Annotated in this window: 16 protein-coding genes and 1 tRNA gene; 7 read left to right on the top strand and 10 right to left on the bottom strand. The window is 40.9% G+C overall.

The features are described from left to right. Window positions 1–35: 35 nt before the first annotated feature. Window positions 36–566, bottom strand: a complete 531-nt coding sequence (locus tag B9Y69_RS02735; RefSeq protein WP_085471461.1) for an NAD(P)H-dependent oxidoreductase — start codon at window positions 564–566, stop codon at window positions 36–38. Window positions 567–661: 95 nt separating this feature from the next. Here B9Y69_RS02735 and B9Y69_RS02730 point away from each other — a divergent pair, with 95 nt between their 5' ends. Further along, window positions 662–1033 (top strand): winged helix-turn-helix transcriptional regulator, encoded by a 372-nt coding sequence (locus B9Y69_RS02730; RefSeq protein ID WP_085471460.1) that lies wholly within the window; start codon window positions 662–664, stop codon window positions 1031–1033. A 476-nt stretch (window positions 1034–1509) separates the two neighbouring features. Here B9Y69_RS02730 and B9Y69_RS02720 read toward each other — a convergent pair whose 3' ends face one another. Then, window positions 1510–2061: a GNAT family N-acetyltransferase gene (locus B9Y69_RS02720; protein ID WP_085471458.1), complete on the bottom strand. Its 552-nt coding sequence runs from the start codon at window positions 2059–2061 to the stop codon at window positions 1510–1512. Window positions 2062–2214: 153 nt separating this feature from the next. Continuing rightward, window positions 2215–2288, bottom strand: a tRNA-Ile gene (locus B9Y69_RS02715). A 76-nt stretch (window positions 2289–2364) separates the two neighbouring features. Between B9Y69_RS02715 and B9Y69_RS02710 the strand changes: the two genes are divergently transcribed. After that, window positions 2365–2997 carry an HAD family hydrolase gene (locus tag B9Y69_RS02710; RefSeq protein WP_085471457.1) on the top strand — a complete coding sequence of 211 codons (633 nt, stop codon included), beginning with the start codon at window positions 2365–2367 and terminating at the stop codon, window positions 2995–2997. A 17-nt stretch (window positions 2998–3014) separates the two neighbouring features. On the opposite strand, the gene B9Y69_RS02705 is transcribed toward B9Y69_RS02710, so the two are convergent. Further along, a complete protein-coding gene (locus B9Y69_RS02705) occupies window positions 3015–4139 on the bottom strand; it encodes an MBL fold metallo-hydrolase (protein ID WP_085471456.1) in 1125 nt (374 codons plus the stop codon). Window positions 4140–4454: 315 nt separating this feature from the next. On the opposite strand from B9Y69_RS02705, the gene B9Y69_RS02700 reads away from it, so the two are divergent. Both B9Y69_RS02700 and B9Y69_RS02695 read left to right on the top strand, forming a co-directional pair. After that, a complete protein-coding gene (locus tag B9Y69_RS02700; RefSeq protein ID WP_159451793.1) occupies window positions 4455–5213 on the top strand; it encodes a tyrosine-protein phosphatase in 759 nt (252 codons plus the stop codon). 105 nt (window positions 5214–5318) lie between these two features. Continuing rightward, entirely contained in the window at window positions 5319–5951 is a 633-nt protein-coding gene (locus tag B9Y69_RS02695) for a TetR/AcrR family transcriptional regulator (RefSeq protein WP_085471454.1), read from the top strand. A 132-nt stretch (window positions 5952–6083) separates the two neighbouring features. Here B9Y69_RS02695 and B9Y69_RS02690 read toward each other — a convergent pair whose 3' ends face one another. From B9Y69_RS02690 to B9Y69_RS02680, 3 genes are all read right to left on the bottom strand, one after another. Next, complete coding sequence (locus B9Y69_RS02690; protein ID WP_085471453.1) at window positions 6084–7145, bottom strand: acyl-CoA dehydrogenase family protein; 1062 nt, start codon at window positions 7143–7145, stop codon at window positions 6084–6086. After that, window positions 7138–7761: a nicotinamide riboside transporter PnuC gene (gene pnuC / locus B9Y69_RS02685; RefSeq protein WP_085471976.1), complete on the bottom strand. Its 624-nt coding sequence runs from the start codon at window positions 7759–7761 to the stop codon at window positions 7138–7140. The genes B9Y69_RS02690 and pnuC overlap by 8 nt, the downstream gene beginning before the upstream one ends. A gap of 185 nt (window positions 7762–7946) precedes the next feature. Further along, the gene (locus tag B9Y69_RS02680; RefSeq protein ID WP_085471452.1) at window positions 7947–9440 is read right to left on the bottom strand and encodes a malate:quinone oxidoreductase; all 1494 of its coding nucleotides are present in this window, start codon (window positions 9438–9440) and stop codon (window positions 7947–7949) included. 267 nt (window positions 9441–9707) lie between these two features. Here B9Y69_RS02680 and fabG point away from each other — a divergent pair, with 267 nt between their 5' ends. After that, window positions 9708–10451: a 3-oxoacyl-[acyl-carrier-protein] reductase gene (gene fabG / locus B9Y69_RS02675; RefSeq protein ID WP_085471451.1), complete on the top strand. Its 744-nt coding sequence runs from the start codon at window positions 9708–9710 to the stop codon at window positions 10449–10451. Between the two features lie 300 nt (window positions 10452–10751). Next, entirely contained in the window at window positions 10752–11726 is a 975-nt protein-coding gene (locus B9Y69_RS02670; RefSeq protein ID WP_085471450.1) for a LuxE/PaaK family acyltransferase, read from the top strand. Window positions 11727–11733: 7 nt separating this feature from the next. On the opposite strand, the gene B9Y69_RS02665 is transcribed toward B9Y69_RS02670, so the two are convergent. Both B9Y69_RS02665 and ypfJ read right to left on the bottom strand, forming a co-directional pair. Continuing rightward, complete coding sequence (locus B9Y69_RS02665; protein WP_085471449.1) at window positions 11734–12648, bottom strand: bestrophin family protein; 915 nt, start codon at window positions 12646–12648, stop codon at window positions 11734–11736. A 52-nt stretch (window positions 12649–12700) separates the two neighbouring features. Further along, entirely contained in the window at window positions 12701–13567 is an 867-nt protein-coding gene (gene ypfJ / locus B9Y69_RS02660; protein WP_085471975.1) for a KPN_02809 family neutral zinc metallopeptidase, read from the bottom strand. A gap of 143 nt (window positions 13568–13710) precedes the next feature. On the opposite strand from ypfJ, the gene B9Y69_RS02655 reads away from it, so the two are divergent. Further along, window positions 13711–14289 carry a PhnA domain-containing protein gene (locus tag B9Y69_RS02655; RefSeq protein WP_085471448.1) on the top strand — a complete coding sequence of 193 codons (579 nt, stop codon included), beginning with the start codon at window positions 13711–13713 and terminating at the stop codon, window positions 14287–14289. A 43-nt stretch (window positions 14290–14332) separates the two neighbouring features. Here the strand turns inward: B9Y69_RS02655 and B9Y69_RS02650 are convergent, their stop codons facing one another. Then, window positions 14333–16117 carry a DUF4091 domain-containing protein gene (locus tag B9Y69_RS02650; RefSeq protein WP_085471974.1) on the bottom strand — a complete coding sequence of 595 codons (1785 nt, stop codon included), beginning with the start codon at window positions 16115–16117 and terminating at the stop codon, window positions 14333–14335. Window positions 16118–16188: the final 71 nt, after the last annotated feature.

Raw genomic sequence — 16188 nt, 5'->3', positions numbered from 1 at the left:
AGTGTTATTTTGAGAACTCGTTCTGGTGAGTTCCCCTATAAACCATCTATATATTGAGTAAAAGGTTGAATACTTCTTTCAATCCATTCCTCCGTTGAATTGATTTCAATATCATAGTAAGCAAAGAAAGAACCATACGTGGCTTTTATGTAAAGGATGGTTACTTCAAAAGGTCTTAAAAGCTCTTCGATGGTATACTTGTACTGTCCATTGGGGCCATATTCTGCTTCACTAATCCCCACAGAAACCGCAAACCCAATGATTTTATTGGATAGCTTATATCCACTTTTGCTTCCATAGGCCCACCCATAGGTTAAAACTTCGTCTACATACTTTTTTAAGAACGGAGGGCAGTTAAACCAATAAAGAGGGAATTGAAATACAATTTTATCAAATTCCTCCATGATTTGTTGTTCAGCTCGTACATCTATTTTCTCATCAGGGTATAGTGCATGCAGATCCCGAACGACATACTTGTCTGGAAATTTTTCCAATTCTTGTTTCCATCTTTTATTAATCACAGATTGACCCATATTTGGATGAAAAATTAATACCAATGTTTTCATTTTATACTATTTTAAAACTTCTAGGTAAAATTACATCTTATACTTACGATTTAGTATATTTATACTAATTGTAAGGTACTATCAAAAATGTAAGTATGGGAAAGATTAAAGAAACATCTACACACTTTTCGAATAAAGAAGCCCTGGAGAATGACTGTCATGAGGTATATGCTTCTAATATTATCGGTGGTCAATGGTCTATAGCCATATGCTGTTACCTCATTGCTGGAAAGCATAGGTTTGGCGAGCTGAAGAAACGTTTGCCGAATATAACCGAAAGAATGCTGACCTTACAGCTGCGAAAGTTGGAGGAAAATAAAATTGTTAAGCGAACCGTTTATGCGCAAGTTCCGCCAAAGGTAGAATATGAGCTTACGGAAATCGGACTTGAGTTGGGACCAATAATCAAAGAGCTGGGTAAATGGGGTGAAAAGCATAAAGTTGTATGTGATTCAACAACTACGTGATCTAAAGGAACATATAACGATTTCTTTAAATCAAATATGTCCATCACGAGGTTTAACTTTAAAAGTTTATTAACCTGCAGTTACGTTAACCAAAAATCCATTTTCCAGCCAAATAATCGAGAGGAGACCACTTACTTTTATGAACCATCTTAATTACTATCAATTTCTTGATGAGATTAAGGCAAACTATTTTCGAAAAAATCTCCTATTCTTTCCACATTTCCAAAATGGAGCTCGGAGCGGTCTTATCGATATTTTCGTCAAACTGGATAAAAAAGGTGCTGTTATAGTAGATGTATGTGGCCGAGGTAGAAACCTACAATTAAATGACTTTATAGAAGATCCTTATGATAAATTATTTTTTAATGACTATTTTTCAATTGAAACGAGCCTTATCTCAAATATGGTCGATATTCATATTATAATAAAAACTACAGTAGAGAACTAATTGTAAAACAATTAACTTAGCTCAATCACTATTTTATATCATTTTTCGTTTTATACAGGACACATGTCCTAAGTCTGTTATTTTTAATCAATAAAGGATGTTCAAATTCATATTGCTTCACTAGCCCAATCTTTGTCATAATATGTTCAGACTTTCTATTAATTTTCGGTGCAATGGCATACACATTTTCGAGCTTCAGTTCATTCAAAGCATAGTCCAAACATCTTGCTGCTCCTTCTGAAGCAAACCCGTTGTTCCATTCCCTACTTTTTATTCTCCAGCCAATGTCAACACAAGGTGTAAAATCAGCCTCATACGTTTGCTCAGAAAGTCCGATAAAACCAATAAACGCTTCATTATCTAGCCTCTCAACAGCAAAATAACAAAATCCTTTATCCCGAAATTGCTTTCTCATTCGCTCAATAAACTCTGTGGTCTGTTCTTTTGTCGGAATACCAGGAAAAAACTCCATAACTTTTTCGTCAGAATTTATCGCGTGCATTTCATCGATATCGGATAAATCCCAGTTTCGAAATCCCAGTCTTTCTGACGTAAATTCATATTTTTTCTTGCTATCCATTTTCTACAGTTTATTTGAATAAATGACGATTAACAATGAATTATTAAAAATAACATTTCCAACCTAACCCATAATTGTGGGTCTCTGTCCTAAAAACTTTATAAACATGTTTAAAACAAAAAAAATCCTCCTATTGCTAGGAGGATTTTCCAGTGCGCCCACCTGGGCTCGAACCAGGGACCAAAAGATTATGAGTCTTCTACTCTAACCGACTGAGCTATAGGCGCGGTTTGTTTTTTTGACGGAGAATTCCGTTTTGATGATGCAATTATCGATATTTGGGGCGAGAAAACAAAATTTTAGATGCAAAAAATTGAAAATATTATTCTCGATTACGGCAATGTCATTTTCATGATCGACTTTAATCGAGCGCGCCAAGCTTTTATCACATTGGGTATCAAAAATGTAGACGATTTCTTTGGACATAAAGCACAAGATCCCCTTTTTGATGCATTTGACAAAGGAGAAATCACCCCAGCCGAATTCCGCACAGCGATTCGTGAAAAAACAAATAGCCCCGAGCTAAGCGACCAACAAATTGATGACGCATGGAACGCCTTACTCATCGGTGTACCCCAAGGAAAACATGAGGTCCTTCTTGCACTAAGAGAAAAATATCGAACCTTCCTGTTGAGCAATAACAACGAAATACATTACGCATACTGTATGCAACATATTCAAGAAAAATACGGCATCCCGAACAATGATATTTTCTTTGAAAAAGCATACTATTCCCACCAGATGGGTATGCGGAAACCCAACGCAGAAATTTTTGAACAAGTAGTAACCGAGACCGGTATCAACCCCGCGACAACCTTATTTATTGACGACAGTCCACAACACCTCGCTACAGCAAACCAGTTAGGGTTTCAAACCGCATTATGCACCAGTGAAGACACATTGGAAATACTGGTGGAACGCTACAGGCTACTATAACCCGTACTTACAAACAACTACTCTACCCACCACTTCTTCGGTGCAGCCGCAGCAGTTTCGAGGTAGAGTGGTTCACCAATCATCGGCGTCACCAAAGGCAAAGAATCCCGCTGTGCCGAGCTGTAAATATTTTCCAACGGTTCATACCACGCATGCTTGCCCAACGCATATTTCGAGTTATGCACCGTAAAGAAGCGCTTAGGCTTAAGATCTTTCACCGCCTGTACTAAGTCCTCCGGCATCATATGGATGTATCGCCAATCAGCATTATACTGACCATTCTCCATTATAGCAAAGTCAATCTCGCCAAAACGCTCCCCGATGGCTTTAAAATGCGCCTCATATCCCGTATCCCCAGAAATATAGACCTTACCTGCACTAGCACTTTCCAGCAGATAAGAAGCCCAAAGGGTTTTGTTCGGTTGTAGACCACGTCCCGAAAAATGTCGTGCCGGCAACGTATTAATTTTGAGATGTTCATCCAAAACTACACTGTCAAACCAATCGTGCTCCACAATACGAGCAGGATCAAAACCCCAATATTCTAAATGTGAAGCCACGCCAAGCGGACACACGACCTTCCCTACCCGATCCTTCAGCACCACCATCGTTTCATAATCCAAGTGATCCCAGTGATCGTGTGTAATCAATAAATAATCAATATCAGGTATATCTTGTGGATGATACGCATCCGCACCTCGGAATGCTTTGTTGACAAAGGAAATGGGCGAAGCCGTCAGCAAGACAGGGTCCACCAAAAAGCGCTTACCATCCAACTGCATATATAACGAAGAGTGCCCTAACCACACCACCAGGTTATCCTTTCTGTTTAGCGCTTTTAGATCCGTTTTTATAGCCGGCACATCCTTGGTCGGACGCAAGTCTTTGATCTTCTGAAAGAAGAATTCGGTAAACAAAACAAATTTAGACTTATCGGTCGCTAAATTCGGTGTGATCGTTTGATTTTGAAAAATCCCATTTTTGAAATTTTCAGACTGCTGAATACGCGCTAAGCGAGCACCTTCAGGTAGCTTTCCAAAGCTGGGCTGTTGCAAGAAAAGGTATGTACCTACGGCAACCACGGCAAGCAATATAAAAAGTGTATACAAAATTCGTTTGATTAAAATTCTACGTTTAGACATGTCGATTATGCATTTTATGCATCCACGGTAAAAATACACAAGTTCCAGGGTACAACTATACGACTACGATCTGAAAGACACATTTTTACGTTTTTCTTACAGAAATAAAGCCCCTTACTTTTAGCACGATACAAACAAAAAATACTTATGCATTGTTAATTCCGTATGTGCACGCACAAACTAACCCTTATTATGTTTAAGTATTACAAAAATATTCGCTTATATTGTTTCTGTCTTACCTTACTTATAACAGTAAATGCTTGCTTAAATCCAAGTGGGACAGATCAAACACAACATACCGAAAAGCAGCAGCAAATGAATAACTCAACTCTTGCAGATTCTGATATTTCCTTCGAAAAAATTGGTAATGCCCGTGATTTAGGCGGGCTGAAGGCTTCCGATGGGCGGACTATAGTTTATAGAAAACTCATCCGAATGGGAAACCCCGGCTTAGCCACCACAAAAGATATACAATACATAAAAAAACAAATAAACCCCGATGTAGTCATTGACTTTAGAACAGAATCAGAAAAAAATCCTGCTGAACAAACCTTTGCCGAATCGTTCGTCTGGGTAGCGGATCCCATTGATGCAGGAAACTTACAAGCGGTCGGAATTGAAGACTGGCTTAAAACAGCAAACGTAGATAGTTTGGAGCATATGATGATAGAAATATATCGACAGTTTCCTGTTCGCTATCAAGCACAATATAAACGCTTCTTAAAGTATGCCGAAGATGATAAAACGATTATGTACCACTGTACAGCAGGAAAAGATAGAACAGGATTTACAACACTGCTCCTCTTGGCGGCACTCGGTCTAGATAAGCAAACTATCTTTGATGATTACCTCAAATCTAACCGCGCTATAAATAACCTACAACGAAGTATGGGTGAACAGCTGAAAGATGTTCCAATTGATGTGGAAACGCTGAAACCCCTGCTAGGTGTCAAAGCATCATATCTTCAAGCATCATGGGATATCATTAATAGTAAATATGGTGGTATGGATAATTACTTGACGAAAGTATTAGAGATTGACGTTGATAAAATTAGAACCAACTATTTACAATAAAACATCCATAACAACTTCAATCTCATTGAATATTATCGATAGTCAATAAATAACAAATGGTTCTGTTGTTTTGCATTTAAACGCTATTTTTTCTAAGTTTGACACATGACTAGAAAGACATACAATGGGGAGAAAAACAACAAAGAGCGGACGATGAATAAACTCATTCAAGCCGTTGGTGTTGTTTTGGAAAAAGAGGGGTATACCGGTTTAAGTATTGCTAATATAGCGCATGCCGCGGGTGTAGACCGCAAATTGATTACCGTTTATTTTGGATCGGTCAACCATCTCATTGAAACTTACATCAAAGGAAAAGATTACTGGATTGGCATCACAGAGAGTGTCGAAGCTCGTTTACAAGGATACGAGGATGCCAGTACGCGTGTATACCTAGAGACCATGATCTTAGAGCAAATGGCACATTTCTCTAAAAATGAGGAAATGCAAAAAGTAGTCACCTGGCAAATCAGTGAACAGTCAGATATTATGTCGCATGTTACACAAGAACGTGAACGGATTAGTTCCATGTTCTTTCCAATCGCCGACAAAGAGCTCGCTGGGCGTGCGGTAGATCTTCGTGCTGTAAGTAGTATTCTTATTTCCGCTATTTACTATCTAGTCTTACATGCGAAATATACCGATAGCACTGTTTGCGAAATTGACATCAGAACGGAAGAAGGCATGGCACGTATACAAGAAGCTGTAAAATTTATTCTAAAAGCAACATACGGAGAGTAGCGGAAAGGATTCGCAAAACTAATCAGACACAAAAATTCGCTGCTTTGAGCCCTCCGCGGATTGTATCTCACTAAGGGAACTTCCAACAATAAACTACAATCTAAAGACTCCCTAAGACGAACAACGACAAAGCTACCCGTTTAACAAAGCGTGTTGTGTAGCGGTAAATATATTCCGAAATACCATATTGATTTCATTATCCCGTTGTGCTCCATCGATCCCCGTGCGTGGGAACAGTTCCGTTGTCTTTTCACGTATAAAAAGAACCACCTCTTTCGCTAACTCCGATATCCGTTCCAATGAGATCGCGTCAGGACTTTCCTTCCCCCAAGTCTCCGTCATCAGCGTATACAATTCCTCGCTATGCGTTTCAAATGTGGTCAAAATAATATCCAATTCCTTAAAGTATCCTTTCCCTTTTCGCGTATTCCACACCGTATCTGCTGATTTTTGATACAGCAGTTTTTCGTAAAGCGCAACGAACTTCCGGAACATTCCCATATAATTAACCACCAATGTACAGGCGGCAAACGCCATAAAAGGATAGTAGTATAAGGCGGTATTTATAGTGCGTTGTTCTGGAATCAAATTGAACGATCTATTGGCCGGTACAAATAGACCTTCGACAGAGAAACTATGACTGGCGGTTACTTCCAATCCAAAAGTATCCCAATCATAATGAATCAATACATCAGCGCGGTCCACAAAAAAAGAAGCATAGACAGGCTCTCCTTCATCCGATAATATCGGTTGTCCCTCTTTATAAAGCCAAGCATTCAACGTAAAATGTGTGAGATGTGGAGCACCTGTAGCATACTTCCACATACCTGAAATAACATAACCACCTTCCGTTATATCGGCTCTTCCGGCCGCTTTCCCACTCCCGCCCCAGCAGACATCATGTGCTTGAAAAACGCTTTCTGCTAATTGCGGTTCCAAAAAACCGGCAAACATATTGGCACCCGAGCACAAGGTTACCGTCCATCCTAATCCGCCATCCTGAAAAGCTAACTCTTCTAATAACTGACACCCACTCTTCAGGTCGTACTCCAATCCGCCATACACCTTTGGCACCCACAAGTTGAACCACCCTTGTTCATAGATCATAGCCAACTGCTCTGCTGTCAGCTGCTTCTTCGCAACAGCCAAATGCATGTTATCTTTTATAATCGATTCTATAAATGCACTAAACATAGGTTGTATTTTTCTGATTAGCCATAATCCGCTTCCACTCCAAGTAACCGAAAATAGCAATAATAAACAGGACAAGAGTTAATAACGCAAAGAGAAATAGCCCCTTATAAAACAAGAGTGGTATCGCTATAATATTACTAATATTCAGCAGAATCCAATTTTCAAGCTTACGTTTTGCTAAAAGCCACATCCCTGCCCATGCTGTACTTGACACGATCGCATCCATCATCGGTACATCCGAATTAGTGAAATATCGCAACACCAGGTATAACGCAAAATACCCCACCACCACAATAGCCGACACAATCTTCCATTCACTCGGTGTACTGCGCGTAATCTGCACCGGAACAGCAGTCCGTTGTCCCCGCCAATACCACAATCCGTATACGCTCATCACCAGATAATACATATTAAGAAGAATCTCGGCATAGAGTTTTGCTGAGTACAAAACAGAAATCGTCAGTAAAATAGAGATGATGCCGAAGAAATAGTTGGAAATCTTATTTCGTTTGGATAACAGCACTTGCGTTACCCCAAAAAGAACAGCAATACGTTCCAACCAAGATGTTTGTTGCAAACCTTGGTACAGCTGTTCAAAAAGATCATTTACTTGCATAGATAAGTGTGTATTAATAATACGCACTTATGGAAGATGGCTTAAAAAAAGAAAATTTATCCCTACGCCAGCATTACCTGGATCAGGTTCCTCTTACGTTACCGCAAGATTGGGTATATTCTCAGCCTCTATCGTTTCAGCTAAAAAATTGCTGAACGAGAGCACCCCATAAGTATTTTAATATATTATGATAATTTCAATGCCTCTGCAGAGCGACGACGTACATCGTTACAAAGCGTTGCATCATCATTTAATTTTTTCCCCCACGAAGGAATCATCTCCCGTAATTTCTTACGGTAATCATCCGATTTCGCACGTTCAGGGAAACATTTTTTCAATAAATTAATCATGATCGGCACCGATGTAGAAGCACCCGGCGAAGCACCAAGCAATGCCGCAATCGAACCATCTGCACTAGAAACAATCTCTGTTCCAAACTCTAAGATACCACCATGTTTAGGGTCTTTCTTGATGACCTGTACCCGTTGTCCTGCGACCTCAATTCCCCAATCCTCCATCTTTGCAGACGGCATAAATTGCTTCAAAGCATTAAGCTTATCCGCGGGACTCTTCATCACCTCCGTGATCAGGTACTTCGTTAGATCCATATTATCTAATCCTGCCGATATCATCGGACGAATATTCGACAATTTAATCGAAGCCGGTAAATCGAAGTACGATCCTTTTTTCAAAAATTTAGTAGAGAAACCTGCATAAGGACCAAACAATAACGCTTGTTTACCATCGATATACCGTGTGTCCAAGTGAGGAACAGACATCGGTGGCGCACCCACAGAAGCTTTTCCATATACTTTCGCGTGATGCTGTTTGATGATGGCATCGTTCTTACAACGCAACCATTGTCCGCCTACCGGAAAACCACCGTATCCTTTTGCTTCTGGAATACCTGATTTTTCCAATAACAATAAGGAACGCCCACCTGCACCAATAAACACAAAACGTGCCTTGATTTCGCGTTTTTCGCCCGTTTTAAGATCTTTCACCTCAACCTCCCAACGACCATCGTCCTCACGTTCGATATCGCGCACCTCGTGGTTCAGAGAAAGGGTAATGTTCTCTTTTTCTTGTAAATGCTTAATTAATTCCTTCGTTAAGGCACCAAAGTTCACATCCGTTCCGATTTCCATCCGCGTAGCAGCCATTGCCTCTGTTTCATCGCGGCCATCCATCATCAAAGGAACCCAGTCTTTCAACGTTTCCTTATCCTCGGTGTAGATCATTCCTTTAAAAAGGTTCTCTTTCTGTAGTGTCTCAAAACGTGTGCGCAAGAACTTCACGTCCTTTTCGCCGAATACCGCACTCATATGTGGAACCTGACGAATAAATTCAGCAGGTTTCGTTAAAATTCCTTTTTCGACTAAGTGTGTCCAAAACTGCTTGGATATTTCAAACTGCTCTGCAATATTTATAGCCTTATCAATCTTAACTGTGCCGTTTGCCTGCTCTGGCGTATAGTTCAACTCACATAATGCAGAGTGGCCTGTGCCCGCGTTATTCCACGCATCGGAGCTCTCTGCGGCAACAACATCTAGTCGTTCTATAATTTCAATATTTATATCCGGACTCAGTTCATTGATTAGTGTTCCCAATGTAGCGCTCATAATACCTGCACCAATCAGAACAACATCAACTTCAGATTTTTTCGTTTTTTTACCCATGGTCTTAAAATTCGGTACAAAATTAACATTCACAACTCTTTTAACCGAATCAAAATGTCAAAATTCTTTCATTATTGCTATGATTTTTTCAACACAATCCGCCATTTCGTAAAATCAAATTACAAACTGGCCATTTCAGATAAAACCACGCCTAGAGAAATCCTGAATTAAATTGTGATATCTAATGAATATTTAACATTTTTGTTGCCAACTTCCTTCCTAAAAATCGAATGGAGAGGATGGTTTGAAAACTATATACACAACAGCATGAAACTATTAGAAGGCAAAACGGCTCTTGTTACGGGAGCATCTAAAGGCATAGGCAGAAAAATTGCAGAAGTATTTGCGCAGCATGGCGCCAATGTAGCGTTCACCTATTTATCTTCCGTAGAAAAAGGTCAAGCCCTTGAACAAGAGCTCCAAGCATTTGGCACGAAAGTAAAAGGATACCGTTCGGATGCATCTCAATTTGCGGAAGCGGAGAAGCTTATTGAAGATATTGTGTCCGAATTCGGAACGATCGATGTTGTGGTAAACAATGCCGGTGTCACAAAAGACGGTCTTCTGATGCGTATGACGGAAGAAAACTGGGACGATGTGATGAATGTGAATGTAAAATCGGTGTTCAATGTTACAAAAGCAGCTTCCAAAGTGATGATGAAAAACCGTAAAGGGTCATTTATTAATATGAGCTCTGTTGTTGGTGTGCAAGGTAATGCGGGTCAAGCAAACTATGCTGCATCCAAAGCAGGTATCATTGGTTTCTCTAAATCTGTAGCACGCGAATTAGGTTCACGTAATATCCGTACAAATGTGATTGCTCCAGGCTTCATTCGTACCGAAATGACGGAAGTATTAGACCCGAAGGTTGTTGCTGGCTGGGAAGCTAATATCCCATTAAAACGTGCTGGCGAAGCCGAAGAAGTTGCTAACGCATGTCTTTTCTTAGCTTCTGATCTTTCTTCGTATGTAAACGGACAGGTTCTTCCCGTTGATGGCGGAATGTTATAAGATATTTTTTGAGGCTGTCTAAGAAGAGTAGGTCGTCATTACGTATCGGTATCAGGTCATTGCGAACCTGAGGAACGAGGGTGCGGCAATCTTCAGGAGATACATACATAAAGATTGCCGCGTCGCTTCGCTCCTCGCAATGACGAAAAAACTGCTTTTTAGAGTAAATCTTCTTTGCGTATAGGTACCTCGTCATTGCGAACTTGAGGAACGAAGGTGTAGCAATCTTCAGGAGACCTTTTTAGACAGCCTTATTTTTAACAAAGTACGCACCCGTTGTACATTTTTCATGTGTTGAATATGCTTGATAAAATCTTTTCCATTACGAATGAAAACGACTTCAATACCGTATGTATTGAGATATTTCATTTCCAGTATCAACAAAATCCAATCTATCGAAATTACGTTGATCTACTCGGGAAAAGAACAGATAGCATCACACACTATACGGAAATTCCATTCTTACCGATCGAATTTTTCAAAACGCAGCGTATTACCTCCACCGAGAGCATTCCCGCTATCACTTTTTCGAGCTCGGGCACTACAGGGATGTCAACCAGCAAGCATCATGTGGCTGACCTCGACTACTATGAGCGGAGCTTTCGGCAGTGTTTCGAGATGTTCTATGGATCGGCAGCAGATACTGTCTTTCTCGCTTTACTCCCCAATTATCTTGAACGCACAGGTTCTTCACTGATCTACATGGTTGATGACCTGATAAAACAAAGCAAACAACCGGAGTCAGGGTACTTTCTATATAACCATGGCGATTTGTTTACGACCTTGGAGCAGCTTAAGCAACAAGGCAAAAAGACCATTTTAATTGGTGTTACCTATGCACTACTTGATTTTTGCGAAGCCTATACTACCGATTTCCCGGAGCTTATCGTCATGGAAACGGGAGGCATGAAGGGACAACGGAAAGAAATGATCCGCGAGGAGCTACACCACATATTATGTTCAGGTTTTGGAGTTCCTAAAATTCATTCGGAATATGGCATGACGGAGTTGCTTTCGCAAGGTTATTCTAAAGGAGATGGTTTATTTGACACTCCCCCATGGATGAGAATCCTGATTCGTGACACAAATGATCCACTTACGTTAATCGACCAACAAAAGACTGGTGCTATCAATGTAATTGACTTAGCGAATTACTATTCTTGTGCTTTCATTGCCACACAGGATCTGGGCAAACATCACCCTGGCGGCTTATTCGAAATACTAGGTCGCTTTGATAACAGCGATATTCGTGGTTGCAACCTTTTGGTTCAGTAAAAACCGATTAACTCAAAATAAAATTAGCGTTAGGTTCTGTCACCTGCGGAAGTGGTTTACCCACCAGTTCGCATAAGCTGTATTCAATATTCTGACTCATATTATCGAGTGCCAGATCATTTTCCTCATACCCAAAAGGCTCGGCAATTTCTGCCACAATAGCATCCAAAGCGATAAAAGAATACGCCACAAAGGTTACAAAGAAAGGCATGGCCCAGCTAATGGTATCAATCAACCCAAAAGGCAACAGAAAACAATAAAGATAAACGGTACGGTGTAATAAAACGAAATAAACAAAAGGAATGCGCGTATGTAAAATCCGCTCACAGCCCCCTAATATAGACGATAGTTCATTGATATTTTGGTCGATTCGTACTTTCTCTATAGAATCGATGTAGCCAGCTTTCTGTTGGTCCTGTAGCCACCTGGTGAGCTCATTCAGGATCACTGCGGGTTTATATCTTTTGGTCGCTAACGTATCACAAAACTCTGCCGGTAGTAAGCGACGCATCTCTGTCATCATATCCTTGCTGCGAAGTTGCCCATTGAGTGCATAGGTGAATGCAATAATCAGGTCAATGCTATACCCCTGTTCTCTTTTGGAAGTACCACAATAGTTTTGAATCTGGAAAGCTAAAGAACGGGTATGTATAACGAGACTTCCCCATAGTTTACGTCCCTCCCAAAAGCGATCATAAGCAGCAGAATTACAGAAACCCAAGAATATAGCCAACGAGATTCCCATCAGGGTGAACACCGTCACATTCAAAGGAAAATCGGTATTTGGGGTGTATTTATGGTAAAAGTAAACACCCCAAGAGAATGCAAACAAAAGCAATAAATTGGGGTAAATCTTTTTGAGAACAGATCCCTTCCAAGAAAACAACATCCGTAAAATGGTACCTCTAGATCGAACAATCATTGCATAACAATTTTCACAAAGTTACGAACATCGCAGATCAAAAGACAGGCTTTTACTGTAAACTTCGGTCCCCGAAAGTATTCCCTGCGTTCACATCCCCCGTTTCATATCCTTTTTTAAACCAATATACACGTTGCTCTGACGTACCATGTGTAAAGGATTCAGGATTTGACTTACCGTATGCTTGCTCTTGTAAGTGGTCATCCCCTACTGCCGCCGCGGCGCGCATACCATCTAAAATATCATCGTAGGTAATCTCAATCTTGGTTTGTTTTTGCAAGTGGTGTGCCCATACACCCGCATAAAAATCAGCTTGCAATTCAGTCATAACCGACACTTTATTATACTCCCGTTCGCTCATCTTTGCGCGTAATGCATTCGTTTGATCGAGTACACCTAACACATTCTGAATGTGGTGACCTACCTCATGCGCAATAACATATGCTAATGCAAATTCCCCCTTTGCACCATATTTCTGAGTTAGCTCTTTATTAAAGCTTAGATCTAAGTATATCTTTTGATCGCCCGGACAGTAGAAAGGTCCAAAATGCGCTTGTCCGGTACCACAACCCGCGGTCTCTATAGCCCCATTGTAGACGGTAAGTTTAGGGATTGGGTAGTTCTTTCCGCTTTGCTTAAAAATGCTGCTCCAAACATCTTCTGTACTTGCTAAAACGACATCCGTAAAGGCGAGTAAATTGTCTTCCTCAGGGCTTGATACATACTCACCTTGCGTAGCCGTGGATCCCAAACCACTTTGCTGTGCCTGGTTAAGTAACTGCATGGGATCGCCCCCCATCAGGAAGCCAATGATTAACACGATAATCCCTCCGATACCACCAAAGGCCAATTTCTTGCCTCCACTCATACCTCGTTTATCTTCAACATTACCGCTTCTGCGGGCGCCTTGCCATTTCATAATTCCTTGATTTAGTACGTCAGTTACTTGTCTAGTATTTTCTTTCAATATTACAAATTTTTCGTCAAGAATCAAGCCATAGAGACAAAATCGGCGTTGTCGTTAATTTTTAGTACCTTCGGGCTTTAATCAATACATGTATAATGTCTTTAGAATCTCAACTTTTAGAACGCGGAAATCAAGCATGTGAGCTCTGTTTGGGTGGAAATAATCTATCAGTTTATAGTGTTCCTCCGGCGGAACAAACAACAGCAGACAACGCTATCTTAGTGTGTAGCACCTGCCTGGATCAGATTGAAAAGCGGGAACAAATTCAAGCGGATCACTGGAAGGTGTTAGGTGAAACAATGTGGTCAGAGAATGCTCCTGTGCAGGTGGTGGCTTGGCGGATGTTAAATCGCTTCCGTAATGAAGGCTGGGCGGCTGACAATCTGGATATCCTTTATTTGGATGACACGCTTTTGGAATGGGCAAAGAAAACAGGTGATCACGAGCAAGATGGTACCGTGTCATTTCACCAAGACAGCAATGGAACACGTCTCTATGAAGGCGATACCGTTGTTTTAATTAAAACATTGGATGTAAAAGGATCCTCTATATCAGCAAAATTGGGTACGGTGGTTAAAAATATCCGCCTCGTCCCGGATAATATCGAGCAAATTGAAGGAAAAGTAGAAGGACAAACCATTGTTATTCTAACCAAATATTTGCGCAAAGGCTAGCGTAAATATTTAGGGTCGCCCATCAAGAGCGACCCTAAATATTTTATTTTAACACCAACTGTCTCGAGAGATCATTCAACAGTTTTTTTGCTTCATTTAAGTTTTCATTCCACCCCGCTTTCCGCTCTGCGGTATTTAACTTTGAAATCGCCTCGTTAAGCTTCGCTAAGTTGTCCGCATCCCCTTTTTTCAAGAGCGCTTTTTTCACGAGCTGTACCTTCTCATAATCTTGGATACCCTCTAACATTCTTTCATAACGGATAGAGCTACGATCATGCGGGTATACAATATAGGTATCGCCCGCTGGCCACGTCCTAAAGCGTGAGTCCTGCACCGGATTTTCAACCCATGAATTGTAGGCCCACCGCAACAGTCCATCGAAATTAGCGGCCTCTGCGTACCAAGCTAAATAAGTAGATTCTGCCGGGTCAGAAAAAGTAAACTGATTTGGAAACCCATCACTACAACAGATATAAAAGGATGTGTTTAGCCCTCTTGCTTTACGATCCACCAAATCTTCCTGCGAAAAGGGATGGTTTGCCGCAATGCTGATATCGTCGCTATTGGGATAACGCTGGTAGGTTTTTTGATTATCCGCATACGACACTCCCAGTTCTGGAGCTACACGTTGAATAAGCGCTAAAGCACCATCCATCTCTTCGCGCGAACGCTCGTCAACCGCAATATTTGTTCTTTCTAGCCATCCTTTTTGTTTCAGGTGGTTAACAAAATCCTTTAAGAAAGGTGTCCAAAGCTCTTCGAATATCGGCGTACCAGGTTTTGCAACAACATTGATTACCTTACTCTGCCCTGCATCGGTATAATGGATTTCATTATTCCACGGCACAATGGAATAGCAATTGATCATTTTGGTAATTCCAAGATCCATCATAAACTGCACCCATTTGTCAAACACCGTATAATCATAGGACCATTTCCCATTGGCGTCTTTCTTCCAGGTAATCATATCGGCATACGGATCATAGGTTTGCACATTCCAAGGATCTTTGTTCAATGTCGCTGTAATAACCTTTTGACCTGCATCAGCCAACATTTTCATCGTTGGTTGCATCGCATCGAAATGAGCTTTGCTCCATACCGGTACACCTAATACACGCGCGACAGCTGACGGATGTTGCCATTGATCCAAGTGAAATGACCACGCCTGAGGTGCTGGTAATGACTGACCGATAACCTCGACCTCAAGATTCAGCTTCTGCATGGTTTCTCCTTTTGCTGACACTTCGACATCCGCTTTATAAACACCGGCTTTGGCTGTTCGAGGGATATCGATAGTCACCCATACCGGACGAACTTTCTTACCTTCTAAATCAAATGAAGACAGATTATCCAACATATCCGGAGCAAGTGAAGCCGCAAAATCTTGCGGTTTACGATACCCGCACCCCGGTCCAAATTCATCGGTCATCACATACCTTACGAAATGGGTCGAAGCAATGGATTTAGGTAGTGTAGCATCCTTTGACTTAAATGACGTTACTGCAACCTGTGCTCCTTGAATCGGACTGCTTGTCCACAGCAAAACCTGAACTGAAACACGTTCGCCTTTCCATCCAGATACACTTTGTGTTGCTTGCGGTCTAAAATTGGGTGCTACAGATTTTGGAAAACGTTTATCTATAGTAACAAAGGAGGAATGAAGTCCTTTTTCTATCGCCGACCAATCTGACAACGTATCTACGGTTGGATCAGGTAGCTCTTGAAATCGTTCAGGTACGGTAGGTCTTACTTGGGCATAGCTCAAGGACGTTGTTGAAATAAGTCCAAAAAACAAAAAATGACGCCACAATCGATTTTTACTTCGCATAAAGAATAGGTTTAGTTGCTTCTGTCTTACAAGCTTACCAAATTTCTTATGTATCAGCAAGGTACAAACAT

This window comes from Sphingobacterium psychroaquaticum (genome assembly GCF_900177625.1).
GTDB classification, from domain to species: Bacteria; Bacteroidota; Bacteroidia; order Sphingobacteriales; family Sphingobacteriaceae; genus Sphingobacterium; species Sphingobacterium psychroaquaticum.
This window is presented reverse-complemented; position numbering and strand designations above follow the sequence as displayed.

What these genes read in the sequence shown, in the direction of transcription:
- B9Y69_RS02735 (WP_085471461.1), bottom strand. Translation starts at nt 566, where the DNA reads ATGAAAACATTGGTATTAATTTTTCATCCAAATATGGGTCAATCTGTG.
- B9Y69_RS02730 (WP_085471460.1), top strand. Translation starts at nt 662, where the DNA reads ATGGGAAAGATTAAAGAAACATCTACACACTTTTCGAATAAAGAAGCC.
- B9Y69_RS02720 (WP_085471458.1), bottom strand. Translation starts at nt 2,061, where the DNA reads ATGGATAGCAAGAAAAAATATGAATTTACGTCAGAAAGACTGGGATTT.
- B9Y69_RS02710 (WP_085471457.1), top strand. Translation starts at nt 2,365, where the DNA reads ATGCAAAAAATTGAAAATATTATTCTCGATTACGGCAATGTCATTTTC.
- B9Y69_RS02705 (WP_085471456.1), bottom strand. Translation starts at nt 4,139, where the DNA reads ATGTCTAAACGTAGAATTTTAATCAAACGAATTTTGTATACACTTTTT.
- B9Y69_RS02700 (WP_159451793.1), top strand. Translation starts at nt 4,455, where the DNA reads ATGAATAACTCAACTCTTGCAGATTCTGATATTTCCTTCGAAAAAATT.
- B9Y69_RS02695 (WP_085471454.1), top strand. Translation starts at nt 5,319, where the DNA reads ATGACTAGAAAGACATACAATGGGGAGAAAAACAACAAAGAGCGGACG.
- B9Y69_RS02690 (WP_085471453.1), bottom strand. Translation starts at nt 7,145, where the DNA reads ATGTTTAGTGCATTTATAGAATCGATTATAAAAGATAACATGCATTTG.
- pnuC (WP_085471976.1), bottom strand. Translation starts at nt 7,761, where the DNA reads ATGCAAGTAAATGATCTTTTTGAACAGCTGTACCAAGGTTTGCAACAA.
- B9Y69_RS02680 (WP_085471452.1), bottom strand. Translation starts at nt 9,440, where the DNA reads ATGGGTAAAAAAACGAAAAAATCTGAAGTTGATGTTGTTCTGATTGGT.
- fabG (WP_085471451.1), top strand. Translation starts at nt 9,708, where the DNA reads ATGAAACTATTAGAAGGCAAAACGGCTCTTGTTACGGGAGCATCTAAA.
- B9Y69_RS02670 (WP_085471450.1), top strand. Translation starts at nt 10,752, where the DNA reads ATGCTTGATAAAATCTTTTCCATTACGAATGAAAACGACTTCAATACC.
- B9Y69_RS02665 (WP_085471449.1), bottom strand. Translation starts at nt 12,648, where the DNA reads ATGATTGTTCGATCTAGAGGTACCATTTTACGGATGTTGTTTTCTTGG.
- ypfJ (WP_085471975.1), bottom strand. Translation starts at nt 13,567, where the DNA reads ATGAAATGGCAAGGCGCCCGCAGAAGCGGTAATGTTGAAGATAAACGA.
- B9Y69_RS02655 (WP_085471448.1), top strand. Translation starts at nt 13,711, where the DNA reads ATGTCTTTAGAATCTCAACTTTTAGAACGCGGAAATCAAGCATGTGAG.
- B9Y69_RS02650 (WP_085471974.1), bottom strand. Translation starts at nt 16,117, where the DNA reads ATGCGAAGTAAAAATCGATTGTGGCGTCATTTTTTGTTTTTTGGACTT.